At 32.0% G+C, this 16904-nt stretch carries 15 protein-coding genes; 8 read left to right on the top strand and 7 right to left on the bottom strand.

Features of this window, described 5'->3' with window-relative positions:
- Nucleotides 1–586: 586 nt before the first annotated feature.
- The 7 genes from gyrA to dnaA all read right to left on the bottom strand — a co-directional run bounded on the left by gyrA (nt 587) and on the right by dnaA (nt 9583).
- Nucleotides 587–3154: a DNA gyrase subunit A gene (gyrA, locus tag GXK57_RS22710; protein WP_160680304.1), complete on the bottom strand. Its 2568-nt coding sequence runs from the start codon at nt 3152–3154 to the stop codon at nt 587–589.
- Between the two features lie 20 nt (nt 3155–3174).
- Nucleotides 3175–5085 carry a DNA topoisomerase (ATP-hydrolyzing) subunit B gene (gyrB, locus tag GXK57_RS22715; protein WP_160680305.1) on the bottom strand — a complete coding sequence of 637 codons (1911 nt, stop codon included), beginning with the start codon at nt 5083–5085 and terminating at the stop codon, nt 3175–3177.
- A gap of 58 nt (nt 5086–5143) precedes the next feature.
- Complete coding sequence (locus GXK57_RS22720; protein ID WP_128210850.1) at nt 5144–5404, bottom strand: extracellular matrix/biofilm biosynthesis regulator RemA family protein; 261 nt, start codon at nt 5402–5404, stop codon at nt 5144–5146.
- 15 nt (nt 5405–5419) lie between these two features.
- Nucleotides 5420–6505 (bottom strand): DNA replication/repair protein RecF, encoded by a 1086-nt coding sequence (gene recF / locus GXK57_RS22725; protein WP_160680306.1) that lies wholly within the window; start codon nt 6503–6505, stop codon nt 5420–5422.
- A gap of 57 nt (nt 6506–6562) precedes the next feature.
- Nucleotides 6563–6769: a S4 domain-containing protein YaaA gene (gene yaaA / locus GXK57_RS22730; protein ID WP_160680307.1), complete on the bottom strand. Its 207-nt coding sequence runs from the start codon at nt 6767–6769 to the stop codon at nt 6563–6565.
- Between the two features lie 80 nt (nt 6770–6849).
- Entirely contained in the window at nt 6850–7950 is a 1101-nt protein-coding gene (gene dnaN / locus GXK57_RS22735) for a DNA polymerase III subunit beta (RefSeq protein WP_160680308.1), read from the bottom strand.
- A 271-nt stretch (nt 7951–8221) separates the two neighbouring features.
- The gene (gene dnaA, locus GXK57_RS22740; protein ID WP_160680309.1) at nt 8222–9583 is read right to left on the bottom strand and encodes a chromosomal replication initiator protein DnaA; all 1362 of its coding nucleotides are present in this window, start codon (nt 9581–9583) and stop codon (nt 8222–8224) included.
- Between the two features lie 540 nt (nt 9584–10123).
- On the opposite strand from dnaA, the gene rpmH reads away from it, so the two are divergent.
- The 8 genes from rpmH (at nt 10124) to rsmG (ending at nt 16839) form a co-directional block, all read left to right on the top strand.
- Nucleotides 10124–10258, top strand: coding sequence for a 50S ribosomal protein L34 (gene rpmH, locus GXK57_RS22745; protein WP_128210855.1), 135 nt, complete (start codon nt 10124–10126; stop codon nt 10256–10258).
- A 57-nt stretch (nt 10259–10315) separates the two neighbouring features.
- Entirely contained in the window at nt 10316–10705 is a 390-nt protein-coding gene (gene rnpA / locus GXK57_RS22750; RefSeq protein ID WP_128210856.1) for a ribonuclease P protein component, read from the top strand.
- Nucleotides 10668–10877 carry a membrane protein insertion efficiency factor YidD gene (yidD, locus tag GXK57_RS22755; protein ID WP_160680310.1) on the top strand — a complete coding sequence of 70 codons (210 nt, stop codon included), beginning with the start codon at nt 10668–10670 and terminating at the stop codon, nt 10875–10877. The genes rnpA and yidD overlap by 38 nt, the downstream gene beginning before the upstream one ends.
- Before the next feature lie 22 nt (nt 10878–10899).
- Nucleotides 10900–11580: a membrane protein insertase YidC gene (gene yidC / locus GXK57_RS22760; RefSeq protein WP_160680311.1), complete on the top strand. Its 681-nt coding sequence runs from the start codon at nt 10900–10902 to the stop codon at nt 11578–11580.
- Nucleotides 11581–11638: 58 nt separating this feature from the next.
- A complete protein-coding gene (gene jag, locus GXK57_RS22765; RefSeq protein WP_128210859.1) occupies nt 11639–12271 on the top strand; it encodes an RNA-binding cell elongation regulator Jag/EloR in 633 nt (210 codons plus the stop codon).
- 560 nt (nt 12272–12831) lie between these two features.
- Entirely contained in the window at nt 12832–14208 is a 1377-nt protein-coding gene (gene mnmE, locus GXK57_RS22770; RefSeq protein ID WP_160680312.1) for a tRNA uridine-5-carboxymethylaminomethyl(34) synthesis GTPase MnmE, read from the top strand.
- A gap of 10 nt (nt 14209–14218) precedes the next feature.
- Nucleotides 14219–16117, top strand: coding sequence for a tRNA uridine-5-carboxymethylaminomethyl(34) synthesis enzyme MnmG (gene mnmG, locus GXK57_RS22775; protein WP_160680313.1), 1899 nt, complete (start codon nt 14219–14221; stop codon nt 16115–16117).
- A 2-nt stretch (nt 16118–16119) separates the two neighbouring features.
- Nucleotides 16120–16839, top strand: a complete 720-nt coding sequence (gene rsmG, locus GXK57_RS22780; RefSeq protein ID WP_160680314.1) for a 16S rRNA (guanine(527)-N(7))-methyltransferase RsmG — start codon at nt 16120–16122, stop codon at nt 16837–16839.
- Nucleotides 16840–16904 lie beyond the last annotated feature (65 nt).

Raw genomic sequence — 16904 nt, forward strand, 5'->3', positions numbered from 1 at the left:
TTTTAGACTTTGTTTATTTTACTCTGTTTAATTTTCAAAGACCAAGTTTGTTGTTGTCGCTTATTGGCGACTTCCTTATCTTATCACTTACAAACTTTATTGTCAACATCTTTTTTAAAATGTTTTTTTGTTTGCTTTCGATTTAGTATCGCTGTGACGATGTTTATCTTAACATTTTAAAAGTGATATATTTGTATAAATTTTGTTAACTATAAGAAATTATTTTAACTTTTCTATTAAATTCTCTTAATTATTAACTTTTTTGCATATAGATACACCTGGTAGTGTTTTCATTTGTTTTTAACAATTTATTGGTTAATAACCTGTTATATAGAGGTGATAATATATTAAAACTATGTTTTCAAAGCTAATCTAGCTTAAAAAAATAGATTCTAAATATATAAATTATATTGCAAAGTGATAAGATTTTTATATTTTTCACTTATATAATTAAATTACATTAGAATCAAACTTAGATATTAATGATGTTTTATTTAATAAACATATCTAAGATCATATATTAAAATAATAAAGAGACTACTCTAGTATATAAAACTAGAAATAGTCTCTTTATTGTTTGTGAATATTATTCTATTGGATCTTCTTCAATAGGATCTTCATTTTCTGCTCTCTCTAATAATTCATCTAAACTATTATCATGCTCTACAGAAACAGGATTTCCTTCTAACTCTGCAGCCACATCGCTACCATTATCATCATCTTCAGAAGACTTTTCAGTATATGGTATTTTTGCTATTGCAACTACCTTTTCTTCCTCAATGGTTCTCATTAGAGTAACTCCCATAGTTGATCTACTAGTAACTGAAATGTCTGAAACATTAATTCTTATAGCAACACCACTGCTGTTTATAAGCATTAATTCGTCATCGATCTTACATATAGTAGCACCAACAACCTTACCAGTCTTTTCAGCTAATTTATAAGTTATTAATCCCATTCCACCTCTATTTTGAACTTTATATTCAGATACAGGTGTTCTCTTACCAAATCCATTTTCACTTATAACTAGAACATCTTCACCATCTACAGCTATATCCATACAAACAGCTATATCATCTTCGCGTAGGTTCATAGCCTTAACACCAGAAGCTGTTCTTCCCATAGGCCTTACATCTTTTTCATTGAATCTTATAGCGTATCCATTTTGAGTTACTATCATTATGTTTGCATCACCATAAGTTACCTTTGCCTTTAGAAGTTCATCTTCATCTCTTAGATTAATTGCTATTAATCCATTCTTTCTTATGTTTTGGAATTCACTAAGTGGTGTCTTCTTAACTAATCCCTTCTTTGTAGCCATGAATAAGAATCCATCTTGATTCATATCTTTTATTGTTAGAACAGTATAAATTCTTTCATCCTGTTCTAAAGGTAGAATATTTATAAGATTAGTTCCCTTAGCAGCTCTTCCTGCATCTGGTATCTCATATGCCTTAAGCTTAAACACCTTACCCCTATTAGTAAAGAACATTAAGTTAGTATGAGTTGATGTTATAAATACATGCTCTACAAAGTCATCTTCCTTCGTAGTCATAGCCTGTATTCCCTTTCCCCCTCTTCTTTGTGCAGAGTAAGTATCAGCAGCTATTCTCTTTATATACCCACTATGAGTCAATGTGATAACTACTTCTTGCTCTTGAATTAGATCTTCGTAGTCTATTTCATTTGCATTCTTAGTAATTTCAGTTCTTCTTTCATCAGAGTATCTAGCTTTGATGTCTATAAGCTCTTCTTTTATTACTGAAAGTAGCTTTTCTTCACTACCTAATATCTCATTTAAGTAATTGATAAGTTGCATGATCTCATTAAACTCTTCCTCAATCTTATCTCTTTCTAAACCAGTAAGTCTTCTAAGTCTCATATCCATGATTGCTTGAGTTTGAGCGTCACTCAATCCGAACTTCTCTTTTAAAGTAGTTCTAGCAATTTCAGTAGTTTTTGAGTTTCTTATAATATTTATAACTTCATCTATGTTGTCTAAAGCAATTCTTAAACCTTCTAGAATATGAGCTCTTTCTTGAGCTTTGTTAAGTTCAAATACAGTTCTTCTTGTAACTACTTCCTTTTGGAACTGTATATAGTGAGTTAACACTTGCTTTAAATTAAGTACTTGTGGTTGATTGTCTACTAGAGCTAACATTATCACACCAAAAGTATCTTGCATCTTAGTATGTTTATACAATAGATTAAGAACAACATTTGGGTTTGCATCTCTCTTAAGCTCTATTACTATTCTCATACCATCTCTGTCAGATTCATCTCTTAAGTCTGATATTCCACTTATCTTCTTATCTTTTACTAAGTCGGCTATGTTCTCTATAAGCTTAGCCTTATTAACCTGATATGGTAGTTCTGTAACAATGATTTTATGTCTGCCTTTTTCTTCTTCAATATCAGCCTTAGCTCTTACAACAACTCTTCCCTTACCAGTTTCATAGGCCTCTCTTATTCCTGAGGTTCCCATTATAGTTCCTGCAGTAGGAAAATCTGGCCCCTTAATATGTGCCATAAGTTGTAGTACAGAAGTCTCAGGGTCATCCATAAGCATTATAGTACCATCAATAACTTCCCCTAAGTTATGTGGTGGTATGTTAGTAGCCATACCAACAGCAATACCTGATGATCCATTTACTAATAAGTTTGGAAATCTAGATGGTATAACAATAGGTTCTTGTTCTTCTCCATCGAAGTTATCCATGAAATCAACAGTATTTTTATTTATGTCTCTCAACATTTCAACAGCTATTTTGTTCATCTTTGCTTCAGTATATCTCATAGCAGCTGCTGAGTCTCCGTCAACAGATCCAAAGTTTCCGTGACCATCTACAAGCATATATCTCATAGAGAAATCCTGTGCCATTCTTACAAGTGCATCATATACTGATGAATCACCATGTGGATGGTACTTACCTAAAACTTCTCCGACTATTCTTGCACACTTTCTGTATCCCTTATCTGGCGCTAAACCAAGTTCATGCATAGAATAAAGTATTCTTCTATGCACTGGCTTTAAACCATCTCTTACGTCTGGAAGTGCTCTACCTACTATTACACTCATGGCATAGTCTATATAACACTTCTTCATTTCATTTTTTATGTCAACTGGTAGAACTTTTCCCTCATTAAAATCCATGTACTTCACCTCTTTTAGTGCTAAACATCTAGATTACTTACCAATTTAGCATTCTTTTGGATAAAATCTCTTCTTGGCTCAACCTTATCTCCCATAAGTATTGTAAATATCTCATCGGCAGCCATAGCATCTTCTATAGAAACCTTTAATAATATTCTCTTTTCAGGATCCATAGTTGTATCCCATAACTGACTAGCATTCATCTCACCAAGACCCTTGTATCTTTGTATACCTACAGTATTGTCTTTACCACCAATCTCTGTCATCTTTTCTTCTAACTCTTTATCAGAGTAAACATAATAGTCTTTTTTAGCTTTTGAAACCTTATAAAGTGGTGGCTGAGCAATATATACATGCCCTTGATCTACAAGCTCTCTCATGTATCTGTAGAAGAATGTCAATAATAATGTTCTAATGTGAGCTCCATCAACATCGGCATCAGTCATTATTATAATTCTATTGTATCTTAGCTTTTCAACATCAAAATCTTTTCCTATTCCACCACCAAAGGCAGTAACCATAGAACGTATAGTATCAGATCCTAATATCTTATCAAGTCTTTGCTTTTCTACATTCATTATTTTACCTCTTAAAGGTAAAATAGCCTGGAACCTTCTGTTTCTTCCTTGTTTAGCTGATCCACCTGCGGAATCTCCCTCAACTATGTATATTTCACATTCTAGAGGATCCTTAGATGAACAATCTGCAAGTTTACCTGGCAAAGCTGATCTCTCAAGCACTGACTTTCTTGTAAGCTCTCTCGCCTTTCTAGCTGCGTCTCTTGCTCTTTGAGCTAGCAACGACTTTTCTATAATAATCTTTCCTACTGCAGGATTCTCCTCTAAGAATTCGCTTATGCCTTCTCCAGCTACAGTATCAACTATGCCTCTTACTTCACTATTACCAAGCTTAGTTTTAGTTTGCCCTTCAAATTGCGGTTCTGATATTTTTACAGAAACTACAGCGGTTAATCCTTCTCTTATATCATCACCAGAAAGATTTTTCTCATTTTCCTTAAGGTATCCAAACTTCTTGCCATAATCATTGAACACTCTTGTTAAAGCAGCCTTAAAACCTATAAGGTGAGTTCCACCTTCAACAGTGTCAATATTATTGGCAAAGGAGAATATATTTTCATTGTATCCATCATTGTATTGTAAAGAAACTTCTACGGCTATGCCATCCTTAGTTCCTTCAACATATATTGGTTCTGGATGTAATACTTCTTTATTTCTGTTTAAATAGCTTACGAAAGACTTTATACCACCTTCATAGAAGTAGTTGTCACTTTTCCCATCTCTCTCATCAGTAAGCTGTATACTAATTCCCTTATTTAAGAAAGCTAGTTCTCTTAATCTTTGAGACAATATCTCAAAATCAAATGTAGTCTCTTCAAATATTTCTGAGTCTGGTTTAAAGTGAGTTTTAGTCCCTTGACCATCGTCTTCACCTATTTTAGTAAGTTCACTAGTAACATTTCCCTTAGAGTAAGTTTGTTTCCACACACTTCCTTCTCTAGTAACTGTAACTTCACATAGTTCTGATAATGCATTAACAACTGATGCACCAACACCATGTAGACCACCAGATACCTTATAGCCTCCACCGCCAAACTTACCTCCAGCATGAAGAACCGTCATAATTACTTCAACAGTAGACTTTCCCATCTTAGGATGTATTCCTACAGGCATTCCTCTTCCGTCATCTATTACAGTTATAGAATTATCCTCATGAATATAAACTTCTATATTTTTGCAGAACCCTGCAAGTGCCTCATCAATACTATTATCAACAATTTCATACACTAGATGATGAAGTCCTCTTGAACTAGTGCTACCGATGTACATTCCCGGTCTTTTTCTGACAGCCTCAAGACCTTCTAGCACTTGAATTTGACTTTCATCATAAGAATCTTTTTTATGTTCCACCATTTAGTTCCTCCTAAAAATTAATATATTAATACAATACAAAAATTAGATATCGGACGATTTATGGCGTATAATCTATATCCGTTCTTTTTGTAAGTGTGGATGAAGATATTGGCGAAAGGTATATCTTACTCTTTTTATCAACTTCTGCAATAACAAAAGATTTAGGTTTGTCATTGGTTATCCTTTCTACAAAGCCATCTTCTTCTGCCATTCTTAAGAATTGACTAGTATCACTGCTATACATCGTTGTTTGTATATCAAAGATACCAATCACGTCCTTAATTGGAACTACAACATTTTCCCCTAAGTGTAAAAACACTGAAAACGCCTCCCTCTAAGTTAGAATTATTCCATCCTTAACCTTAAACACCTTAGCTTTTTCATCTAAATAGCCTGTAAGGTCTTCAATTCCTGTACACGTAATAACCGTTTGTATCTGTCCTATAGAAGTTAAAATATATCTTTTTCTATTAAAGTCTAATTCAGAAAGCACATCATCTAAAAGGAGGACAGGGTATTCCCCTGTTAACTCCTTAATTATTCTTAGTGATGCAAATTTCATTGTCAATACTGCTGTTCTTTGCTGACCTTGAGAACCATAGCTTTTAGCGTCTATATCATTAATCAAGATTAAGAAATCGTCTCTATGAGGACCAACAGACGTGATCCTTTTTTCGATATCCTTATTTCGATTTTTTTCTAGACCTAATAAAAAGGATTGTTTAATATTATTTAGATCTTTTATGCTTGAGATATATTTAAATTCTATAATTTCTTTACCAGATGTGATTTCACCATGTACTAATTTTCCGTGCTCGTTGAGCTTATCTATATACTTTATACGTTCTTTAACTATGTATTCTGCAAACTCACTAAGTTGCAAGTCATATATGTCTAGCATAGATAAATCAACATTTCTTTGCTTCAGAACTGTGTTTCTCTCATTAAGTATCTTGTTATACTGAACCAAGCTATAATAATACTTTTTATTTAACTGAGACAATTCCATATCTATAAATTTTCTTCTTATCCCAGGACTCTCTTTTACAATCTTCAAGTCTTCAGGAGAGAACATAACCACATTAAATATACCTACTAGTTCCCCAATCTTATTTATCTTAATAGAGTTAACCTTAATAGCTTTCTTGCCATCTTTAAATATATTTACATCTATTCTCTTATCTATTCTTTCTTTACCTACACTTAAGCTTATAAACGCCTTTTCAGTATCCCAATTTACAAGCTCCTTATCTCTATTAGTCCTATGAGACTTTCCGAAACCACAATAATACATAGCTTCTAAAACATTAGTTTTCCCTTGGGCATTGTCTCCCATAAAAACATTAACGTTTCTGCCAAGATTAATAGTTATATTTCTATAATTTCTGTAATCAAGTAACATAATCTTTTTTATATACATATAAGCACCTATTTAATTATACCACAATTATTAATAGCATATATTATTTAAATATTACTAAATTATTTTGTAGTCTTGGCCATCGAACGTTACGACATCATTAACTCTAAGTTTTTTTCCTCTTTGAAGGCATACTTCACCATTTACAATTACTTCACCTTCTTGAATAAGCATCTTAGCGTCTGATCCTGAACCAACTGCACCACACCACTTTAGGAACGCATCTAATTTTATAAATTCAGTACTTATTTTAACTTCTTCCATGTAATTGTTAAGATTTTAACTATTTCTACTTTCATTCGTAAGTCTAAAAATAGAATTATAGCAAATCCACTCCTTTTTTCTTATTTAACTAATCTAACTGGCACTACTAAGTATTTGCTATTTTCATTTATTTTATTTTTTATAACACAAGGAGATACGCCACTAGTAAGCTCAAGAACAACTTCATCCTCTTCCATATTTTTTAATACATCCAATAAATATTTAGAGTTAAATGCAATTTGTATTCCTTCACCTTGCATATTCACAGCAATCTCTTCTCTAACCTTTCCCAATTGAGAATTGGATGTGATAACCATAGCGTCATCTTGGATATCCAGTTTTATTAAATTGCTATTTCCTTCCTTAGCCATTAGGGAAGCTCTCTCAATACTATTTTGAAGGTGCTGTTTTTTTACGGTAACAGACATCTTATGTTCTTGAGGAAGAATTGAATTGTATTGAATAAATTCTCCTTCCAGCAATCTTGAAATAACCTTTGTTTCACCTAGATTAAAAAGTATATGATTTGGAGTAAATGTTATATTTACCTGATTGTCAGTATCTTCAAGAATCTTAGCCACTTCGTTTAAAGTCTTTCCTGGAATTACTGCATTTATTGTGTTTTGAGTATCTATTAACTCTCTTCTTAAAGCTAATCTATATCCATCCAATGCAACTAAATTTAGATAACTTTCTTTTACTTCAAACAAGATACCTTGTAGTATAGGTCTTATTTCATCTTGAGCTATAGCGAAAGATGTACCTTTTATCATATTTTTTAACTGATTTTGTGGAACTGAAAAGATCATATTTTCATTTATGTTAGGCAAGCTAGGAAAATCATCTGCATTCATATATATAAGATTGAACTCAGATTTTTGGCAAGTTATCTGTATTCCGTTATTATCTAGAGTTTCAATCTTTACTTCATCATTTGGTAGTTTTCTAATTATCTCTCCAAAAATTTTAGCATCTACAACAAGAGCACCTTTTTCTAAAACATCTGCTTCTAACTTTGTTTCTATACTTACGTCTTTATCTGAACCAATTAATGTTAAAGAGTTGTTGCTTGCATTAATATATACGCCTTCTAATATTGGCATAGTTGATCTACCAGTTATTGCTTTTTGAACTATTGAAATTGAATCTTGAAGTTTACTTTTATCACATATAAAAATCAAAATAAAAACCTCCTTATTTATCAACAAGTTATATTTAAAAAAATTACATAAATATATAGATAAATATATATTTAAATACAGTAATAATAGTAGTAGGGGCTGGGGATTTGTTGAAAAGTACTTGTAACCCTTATAATAAGCCAAAAAACAGTAAAAAAATACTGTGGATAAGTTGTAATGGATTCTTGAACTTATCCACATTATTAACCAAGCACTGATGTTATTTTAGTTATCCACAGCATATTAGCAAGTTATTATGTACAGCTGTTAATTACTTTTGAGTTACCTTCTTTGTTATGTCGTTTACTGTGTTCTGTAGCACTTCATCAGAATTTAATCCATCTGATATTTTCTCGTAAGCATGTATTACGGTAGTATGATCTCTCCCTCCAAATTCTTCTCCTATTTTAGGAAGAGACATATCTGTAAGCTTTCTTGAAAGGTACATTGCGATTTGTCTAGGATAAGCTACATTTCTAGTTCTTCTTTGAGATTTTAAATCTTCTACTCTTAGATTGAAGTAGTTTGCAACTGTCTCCTGGATAAGTTCTATAGTTACATGATTTCCTTGTTTATTTGATATGATATCCTTTAATGCCTCCGAAGCAAGATCTACAGTGATTTCTCTATTTGTAAGTGAAGAATATGCTACTATTCTTATAAGAGCGCCCTCAAGCTCTCTTATATTAGACTTTATTTTTGTAGCTATATACACCATAACCTCATTTGCAACATTTAATTTTTCTACATCCGCCTTTTTCTTCAATATAGCCATTCTAGTTTCAAAGTCTGGCGCTTGAGTATCAGCAATAAGGCCCCATTCAAATCTTGATCTTAATCTATCTTCTAATGTAGGAATTTCTTTAGGCGGTCTATCTGAAGATAAAATGATTTGTTTGTTTGCTTCATGTAAGGTATTAAATGTATGGAAGAATTCTTCTTGAGTTCTTTCTTTTCCAGCAATAAATTGAATATCATCTATTAAAAGTACATCTACATTTCTATACTTATTTCTAAATTCTTCATTTGTATCATCCTTTATTGCATTTATTAATTCGTTAGTAAATTTTTCTGATGATACATAAACTACCTTGGCCTTAGGATTGTTTTTTAATATATAATGCCCAATTGCATGCATTAAGTGTGTTTTTCCAAGACCAACTCCACCGTATATAAATAAAGGATTATATGCTTTTGCAGGAGATTCAGCTACTGCAAGCGAAGCAGCATGGGCGAACCTATTGCTATTTCCTATTACGAAGGAGTCAAAGGTATATTTGGGATTTAACGTAGCAGACATTTCATCATTAACACTAACCACTGATATATTAGAAGATTCTTCTTTATTTGGTCTAGTTGAAATCTCGTTTTCTTGCTGAAGCTCGGATTGGATTAGGAATTCTATATTATATTTTTTTGAAGAAACTAGCTTAATTGCCTGAACGAAAAGGGTCTTGTAACGCTTCTCGATTATATCCTTGGTAAAATCGTTAGGAACACTAAATTTTATAGTATCTGAGTCCATATATATAGGTTCACAGCTTTTTATCCAAGTATTAAAACTGACTTCAGACATCTCACCCTTCATTATATTTAATGTTTTATCCCATATTTGGTTTAGTTGGGCATCCATTTCCTATCCTCCAGTCAAAAAAAATTTATTAGTTGATTTTTCGATAATAACAGTTTGTTCACAAAAATATAAACACCCTCTTAAGATGATTGACTATGTAAATAAAATTATTCACATGTTGATAACTATGTTGATAAATTTATAGATTTAAACTTATCAACATATGTCAATAGATATTAGATAACACTATCAACATTGGTATAATAATAGAAAAAAGGCTAAAAATATATAATGTAAAAGCCACTTATATACACAAAGTAACAAGTTATGCACAGACTTATCAACAGTTGTGGATAAGTATTAGTGGATTAACAATTTATACACAGCCACTACATAATAATATCATAAAGAAAGAGGCCTGTTCAATAACTTATCCACAAAAAATATATGTGATCATAAAATTATCAACAACTATTGATTTTCTTGACATAAAAGCACTTGAAATATATAATTAAAAAGTAAATCTTAAAACGCATAAGATTCAGTGACAGAATAGTTTTTCACTATAAAACATAATTAACTAAAGGGGGTGTATTTTACATGTTCATGACATACCAACCTAAAAAGAAACAAAGAAAAAGAGAGCATGGCTTCAGAAAGAGAATGGCTACTGCATCAGGTAGAACAGTTCTTAAGAGAAGAAGACAAAAAGGTAGAAAGAGATTGACAGCATAAGGGCCGCTTTTGTGGCCTTTTTCTGCAACTGCAGAAATAAAGGAGAATATCGAAGCTATGGCAGATCAAAAACTAAGAAAAAACATGGAATTTAGAAATGTGTATAGACGAGGGAAATCCTTTGCTAATGATTTGCTTGTATTATATATATATAATAATAGAAGAAATAGAGACGAGAAAGGTCTACCTTATAATAGGGTAGGTATTTCTGTAAGTAAAAAAGTTGGAATTAGTGTAATAAGAAGTAGAGCTAAGAGATTGATAAGTGAAAGTTATAGATTGAATAATGAGAATATAAAAAGAGGAAATGATTTAGTATTTATTGCAAGAGTAGCTATAAATGACAAAACCTATTGGGAAGTCCAAAAAGCTATGATCAATTTATTTAATAAGGCAGGATTAATAAAAAATGAAAAGGATTTTAATTCTTCTAATAAAGTTCTATAGAAAGTTTATATCGCCTTTAAAGAGACCTTCTTGTATATATTATCCTACTTGTTCTCAGTACGCAATTGAAGCTATACAAAAATATGGAGCCTTAAAAGGTGGTTTCATGTCAATAAAACGAATATTAAGATGCCATCCATTTCATGAGGGTGGATATGACCCTGTGAAATAAGAGAGTGTAGGAGGTTAGAGTTTTGTTACAACCAATAATTAATTTCTTAACTGATGTTTTTACGGCACTTCATAATATGGTAGTCAGCATAGGTATTACTCACGTTGGTACATCTTATGTATTGGCTATTTTTATATTGACCGTAATTGTTAGGTTAATATTATTACCGTTAAATATTAAACAGATAAGATCACAGGCTAAGATGCAAGAGGTTCAACCAATAGTCCAAGAAATGCAAAAAAAACATAAAAATGATCCTCAAAAAGCACAGATGGAAATGATGAGAATATATAAAGAAAATAATGTTAGTCCTTTCAGCGGATGCTTACCATTATTAATACAAATGCCAATTCTATTCGCATTATACGGCGTATTTTCAAAGATAAATGTACAGGGGGCTTCTTTCTTATGGATTCCTAATTTATATGCTAAAGACCCATGGTATGTTTTACCTGTAGTATCTGCAATTACAACTTATTTATCTTCATACTTAGCAACAAAATCAACAGCTGCTACAACTCAACAAGCTGGTGGTATGAATATGGGATCTATGAATATAGGTATGGCAATAATGATGGGTGTTATGGCTATTAACTTTAGATCTGCATTAGTTCTTTATTGGATAATGGGTAACTTAATACAAGTAGTTCAAACTTATTTTTTAGTAGTGGTACCAGCTAAGAAAAAAGCATTAGCAAGTTAATATATAGATATATTTTAAGTACTAAGCTTTTTAGTATAATAAGGTGGGTGACTAGGGTATGCAAAAAACTTTAGAAGTTACGGGAAAGACTGTAGAGGAAGCTCTAAAGAATGCTCTAAAAGAATTAAATGTTACGGAAGATAAAGTTGAATATAACGTTGTTGAAGAAGGTAGTAGAGGTTTATTTAATCTTATTGGGTCAAAACCTGCAAAAATTGTTGTGACAGTTAAAAGAGACTATGTTCTTGAGGCTAAGACATTTTTAAGAAGTGTATTAGATTCTATGGACATAAAGGCTGAGATAAGAATAGTAGAAGAAGATAATGTTTTAAATATTAATCTATTAGGACCTAAAATGGGGGTTATAATAGGTTATAGAGGAGAAACACTTGATTCGCTTCAATATCTTGTGAGCCTAGTTGTTAATAAAGGTCATGATATACCTTATAAAAGAGTTGTTTTAGACACAGAAAACTACAGAGGTAAAAGAGAAGAAACCTTAAAGAGATTAGCTGATAAAACAGCATATAAGGTTAGAAAGTCTGGAAGACCATTTAAGCTTGAACCTATGAATCCATATGAGAGAAGAGTTATACATTCAGCTCTTCAAGGTAACTCCACTGTATATACCTATAGTGAGGGAGAAGAGCCATATAGAAGAATAGTGGTCGATATAAGAAAAGAAAAGTAGAGGAAAGCCTTTTAGGCTTTCCTTTTGACTATTTATCATAAATATATAAGAAAATGTACTCAATGAATTTAGAAAAGCCTATTAGCAATTTTTCATCAATAATCTTTGACTAATAAGGCTTATTTTTGTAAAATGGATATTAGTTTTAAAGATGTATTTAGAGGTTAGGTTATATTAAGAAAGATCATATAAGGTTATGATAATAATAATGAATATTTTAATCTTAGTTTCAGTTAGAGTAATCTGTTGGGATTATTATCAATCATGGAAAAGATTTAAAATAAATCTTCTTAAGATGATAAATTTATATATTTATAAATTGTTATATTTATATAAATATATAGTGTTTATGAGGGTTTGATGACCTGTTATTATATAAAAACGCTTATATGAAGCTAAAGTTTTGGATAAAGTTATTGGCTGCTCAGTTTTTCACATATACATTGGGAAAGGCAGATGTGAAAAAGTTCATTAGATAATCACACTTTAGCGACCTTTTTATCAGTACATATATTAAGAGGAGATACTATAAATTTAAATTTTATATTAAGGAGGACAGCATGAGAGAATTTGATACAATAGCTGCTGTTGCAACTGCACTAGGTGAAGGTGGAATTTCTATTATAAGGATTTCTGGCAATGAATCACTAGATATAGTATCTAAGATTTTTAGAGGAAAGAGCAATGCAAGCATATTAGAAATGAAGCCTTATACTATGAGGTACGGTAAGATAGTAGATTCAAAAGAAGAAATAGTTGATGAAGTTATTATAAGTTATATGAAGGGTCCAAAAAGCTTTACAGCTGAGGATACTGTAGAGATCAATTGCCACGGAGGAGTTACATCTACAAATAGCGTTCTTCAAGAAGTTATAAAGGCTGGAGCGAGACTTGCTGAGCCAGGTGAGTTTACAAAAAGAGCATTTTTAAATGGCAGAATAGACCTGACTCAGGCTGAAGCGGTTATAGATATAATAAGAGCTAAAACAGATTTATCTATGAAGGCTGCTATGATGCAGAGTCAAGGAACCCTTTCCCGGGAAATAAATGCTTTAAGAGAAAAGCTATTGAATGTATTGGCTCTTATAGAATTCGCAGTAGACTTTACAGAGGATGATGAAGAACCAGATGAAACCATACCTTTAAGAGTTGGGGAAAACCTTAGATCTGTAATAAGTGAGATTAATAGGTTATTATCTAGTGCTGATGAGGGAAAGATAATAAGAGATGGACTTAGTATGGTTATAGTGGGTAAGCCAAATGTTGGTAAATCATCGCTGTTGAATGCTTTATTAAAAGAAAAGAGAGCTATAGTTACCAATATACCAGGTACTACTAGAGATGTTATAGAAGAATATATAAATTTAGATGGAATACCTGTTAGAATTATTGATACGGCTGGAATAAGAGAAACTGAAGACGAAGTAGAAAAAATCGGTGTTGAAAAGTCAAAACAAAAGATTGATGAGGCTGATATAATAATATTTATGATTGACGTTAGCAGAGAACTAGATCAAGAAGATAGAGAAATATTAAGCTTCATTAAAGATAAAAAGTATATAACTTTATGTAATAAGGTTGATTTAGATAGAAGTATAAGAAGTAATGAAATAGATGAACTTAATAATAAGATAGATATCTCAACAGTTACTGGGTATGGAATAGATAATCTAAAGGATATGATAAAACAGTTATTCTTCAGTGGTAACATAGATAAAGAGAGCTTAATAATAACTAATACAAGACATAAGCAGGCTCTTTATAGAGCTAAAGAAAACTGTGATGTTGCCTTAAAGCAGGTTGAAAATCATGAGTATTTAGATTTAATTTCTATATATGTAACAACTGGGTTAAGAGCACTTGGAGAAATTACTGGATCGGAACTTGAAGAGGACTTAGTAAATAAATTATTTTCAGAATTCTGTGTTGGAAAATAGGAGAATTAATATGAAATACTTAGCGGGAGAATATGATGTAATTGTTATAGGGGCTGGGCATGCTGGCTGTGAAGCAGCACTAGCTTCTGCTAGAATAGGGTGTAAGACACTGGTATGTACTATGAATCTTGATAGTATAGCTTTAATGCCTTGTAATCCTAATATAGGTGGTACAGCAAAAGGACACTTAGTTAGAGAAGTTGATGCACTTGGTGGAGAAATGGGTATTAATATAGATAATACTTTTATTCAATCAAGAATGCTTAATACATCCAAGGGGCCAGCTGTTCACTCACTTAGAGCACAAGCTGATAAAAAGAAATATCAACAAAGGATGAAGAGGGTACTTGAAAATCAAGAAAACCTATATATAAGACAGATTGAGGTTATAGAATTAGATGTAGAGGACGGAAAAGTAGTAGGGGTTCAAACAAAAAATGGAGCTTACTTTAAGACTAAGGCTGTCGTTGTTTGTACAGGAACATATCTTAAGTCCAGAATTATAATTGGTGATGTAAGTTATAATGGAGGGCCAAATGGGTTATTCCCTGCGAATGAGTTCTCAAAAAGTCTTTTGGATTTAGGAATCTCGCTTAGAAGATTTAAGACAGGGACTCCAGCTAGAATAAATAAAAGATCTGTAGATTTCACCAAAATGGTTGAACAGCCTGGAGATGTAAGAATAATACCATTCTCATTTATGAGTGATAACATAGATAGAGAACAGGTTTCTTGTTGGCTAACCTATACTAATGATAAAACTCATGACATAATAAAACAGAACATACATAGATCACCTATGTACAACGGATCAATAGAAGGTGTAGGACCTAGATATTGTCCATCTATTGAAGATAAAGTTATGAGATTCCAAGATAAGAACCAACATCAAATTTTCATAGAACCAGAAGGAGAAGATACTTCTGAAATGTATGTTGGGGGCATGAGTTCATCATTACCAGAAGATGTTCAGGTTGAGATGCTTAAGACAATAGCTGGCCTTGAAGATGTTGAAATGATGAGAACAGCTTATGCTATTGAATATGACTGTATAGATCCTACTCAACTTAAACCTTCATTAGAGTTTAAGAACATTGAAGGATTATTCGGAGCAGGACAATTAAATGGTAGCTCAGGATATGAGGAAGCTGCTGCACAAGGAATTGTTGCAGGAATTAATGCTGCTTTAAAGGTTAAGGAAAGAGAACCTATGATATTAACTAGAAGTGATGGATATATAGGCGTTCTAATTGATGACTTAGTTACAAAAGGAACTAATGAACCTTATAGAATGATGACTTCTAGAGCTGAATATAGACTGTTATTAAGACAAGACAACGCTGACTTAAGACTAACACCTATTGGTTACAAATCTGGATTAGTTACTGAAGAAAGATATGAAAGATTCATGACAAGAAAGAACAATATAGATTCAGAGTTAGAGAGACTTAAAAATCTCCAGATTACTAACAAGCAAGAAGTTAATCAATTCTTAGAATCATTAGGATCAGCAGAGCTTAGAAAACCTATTAGCATGTATGAGCTTATAAAGAGACCTGAGTTAAGTTATTTCTCAGTAGCAGAATTAGATAAAGATAGACCAGAATTGCCATATGATATAGGTGAACAAGTTGATATAGTTGCTAAGTATGAAGGATATATAGAAAAGCAACTAGAACAAGTAGCTCAGTTTAAGAAGTTTGAGAATAGACGTATTCCTGAGGACATTGAATATAGTAATGTTAATAGTTTAAGAATTGAAGCTGTACAAAAGTTGTCAAAGATCCGTCCTATAAGTATAGGGCAGGCATCTAGAATATCTGGAGTTTCGCCAGCAGATATTTCAGTATTACTTATATATCTAGAAGGTTATTTCAGAAAAAATAGTAATACGATGGAGGAAGTGTAGTAATGAAATATTATGATATACTAGAAGAAGCTTGTAGCTCTGTTGATGTAGAATTTAATGAAGATAAGTATAATAAGTTTATTACATATATGGAGCTGCTTAAGGAATGGAATGAGAAGATTAACCTTACAGCTATTACTGAAGATGAACAAATAATAAAAAAACATTTTGTAGATTCAATAAAGGCGTTTAATTCCCCATTATTTAAATCTGCAAACAATCTAATAGATGTAGGAACTGGAGCTGGATTTCCAGGCATACCTATAGCTATAATAAGAGAAGATTTAAAGGTTACTTTGCTAGATTCGCTTAATAAAAGAGTCAACTTTTTGAACGAAGTTATAAATAAGTTAGGATTGAACAATGTAAAGACAATTCACTCAAGAGCCGAGGATGGTGCAAGGACAAGTGAGTTAAGAGAAGGTTTTGATATTGCTACTTCAAGAGCTGTTGCTAATATGTGTGTGTTATCAGAACTTTGTATACCGTACGTGAAAGTAAATGGTCACTTTATAGCTCTCAAGGGGCCGGCTATAGAGGAAGAACTAGAAGAGTCTAAAAATGCGGTGGCCACTTTAGGAGGAAGACTTTTAGAAGTAATCCAGGTTAATATAGAAGATACTGATTTAAAGCATAATTTAGTTGTTGTCAAAAAAATGAAAGAAACACCAAAAACTTATCCAAGAAAAGCTGGAAGTATTACAAAAAAACCTATAAAATAGAAGTATATGTAGTTTTATAATAGAAATATAAGTAATATAATATATATTGTCGTAATATTTTTCGA

The organism is Clostridium sp. C8-1-8 (genome assembly GCF_009928445.1).
In the GTDB taxonomy this organism is placed as follows: domain Bacteria; phylum Bacillota; class Clostridia; order Clostridiales; family Clostridiaceae; genus Clostridium_AR.

Bases quoted from the DNA above. Each gene is read 5' to 3' on its own strand.
- jag (WP_128210859.1), top strand. From the start codon at position 11,639: ATGCAAAAAACTTTAGAAGTTACGGGAAAGACTGTAGAGGAAGCTCTA.
- gyrB (WP_160680305.1), bottom strand. From the start codon at position 5,085: ATGGTGGAACATAAAAAAGATTCTTATGATGAAAGTCAAATTCAAGTG.
- rpmH (WP_128210855.1), top strand. From the start codon at position 10,124: ATGTTCATGACATACCAACCTAAAAAGAAACAAAGAAAAAGAGAGCAT.
- yaaA (WP_160680307.1), bottom strand. From the start codon at position 6,769: ATGGAAGAAGTTAAAATAAGTACTGAATTTATAAAATTAGATGCGTTC.
- dnaA (WP_160680309.1), bottom strand. From the start codon at position 9,583: ATGGATGCCCAACTAAACCAAATATGGGATAAAACATTAAATATAATG.
- recF (WP_160680306.1), bottom strand. From the start codon at position 6,505: ATGTATATAAAAAAGATTATGTTACTTGATTACAGAAATTATAGAAAT.
- mnmG (WP_160680313.1), top strand. From the start codon at position 14,219: ATGAAATACTTAGCGGGAGAATATGATGTAATTGTTATAGGGGCTGGG.
- gyrA (WP_160680304.1), bottom strand. From the start codon at position 3,154: ATGGATTTTAATGAGGGAAAAGTTCTACCAGTTGACATAAAAAATGAA.
- mnmE (WP_160680312.1), top strand. From the start codon at position 12,832: ATGAGAGAATTTGATACAATAGCTGCTGTTGCAACTGCACTAGGTGAA.
- rsmG (WP_160680314.1), top strand. From the start codon at position 16,120: ATGAAATATTATGATATACTAGAAGAAGCTTGTAGCTCTGTTGATGTA.
- rnpA (WP_128210856.1), top strand. From the start codon at position 10,316: ATGGCAGATCAAAAACTAAGAAAAAACATGGAATTTAGAAATGTGTAT.
- yidD (WP_160680310.1), top strand. From the start codon at position 10,668: ATGAAAAGGATTTTAATTCTTCTAATAAAGTTCTATAGAAAGTTTATA.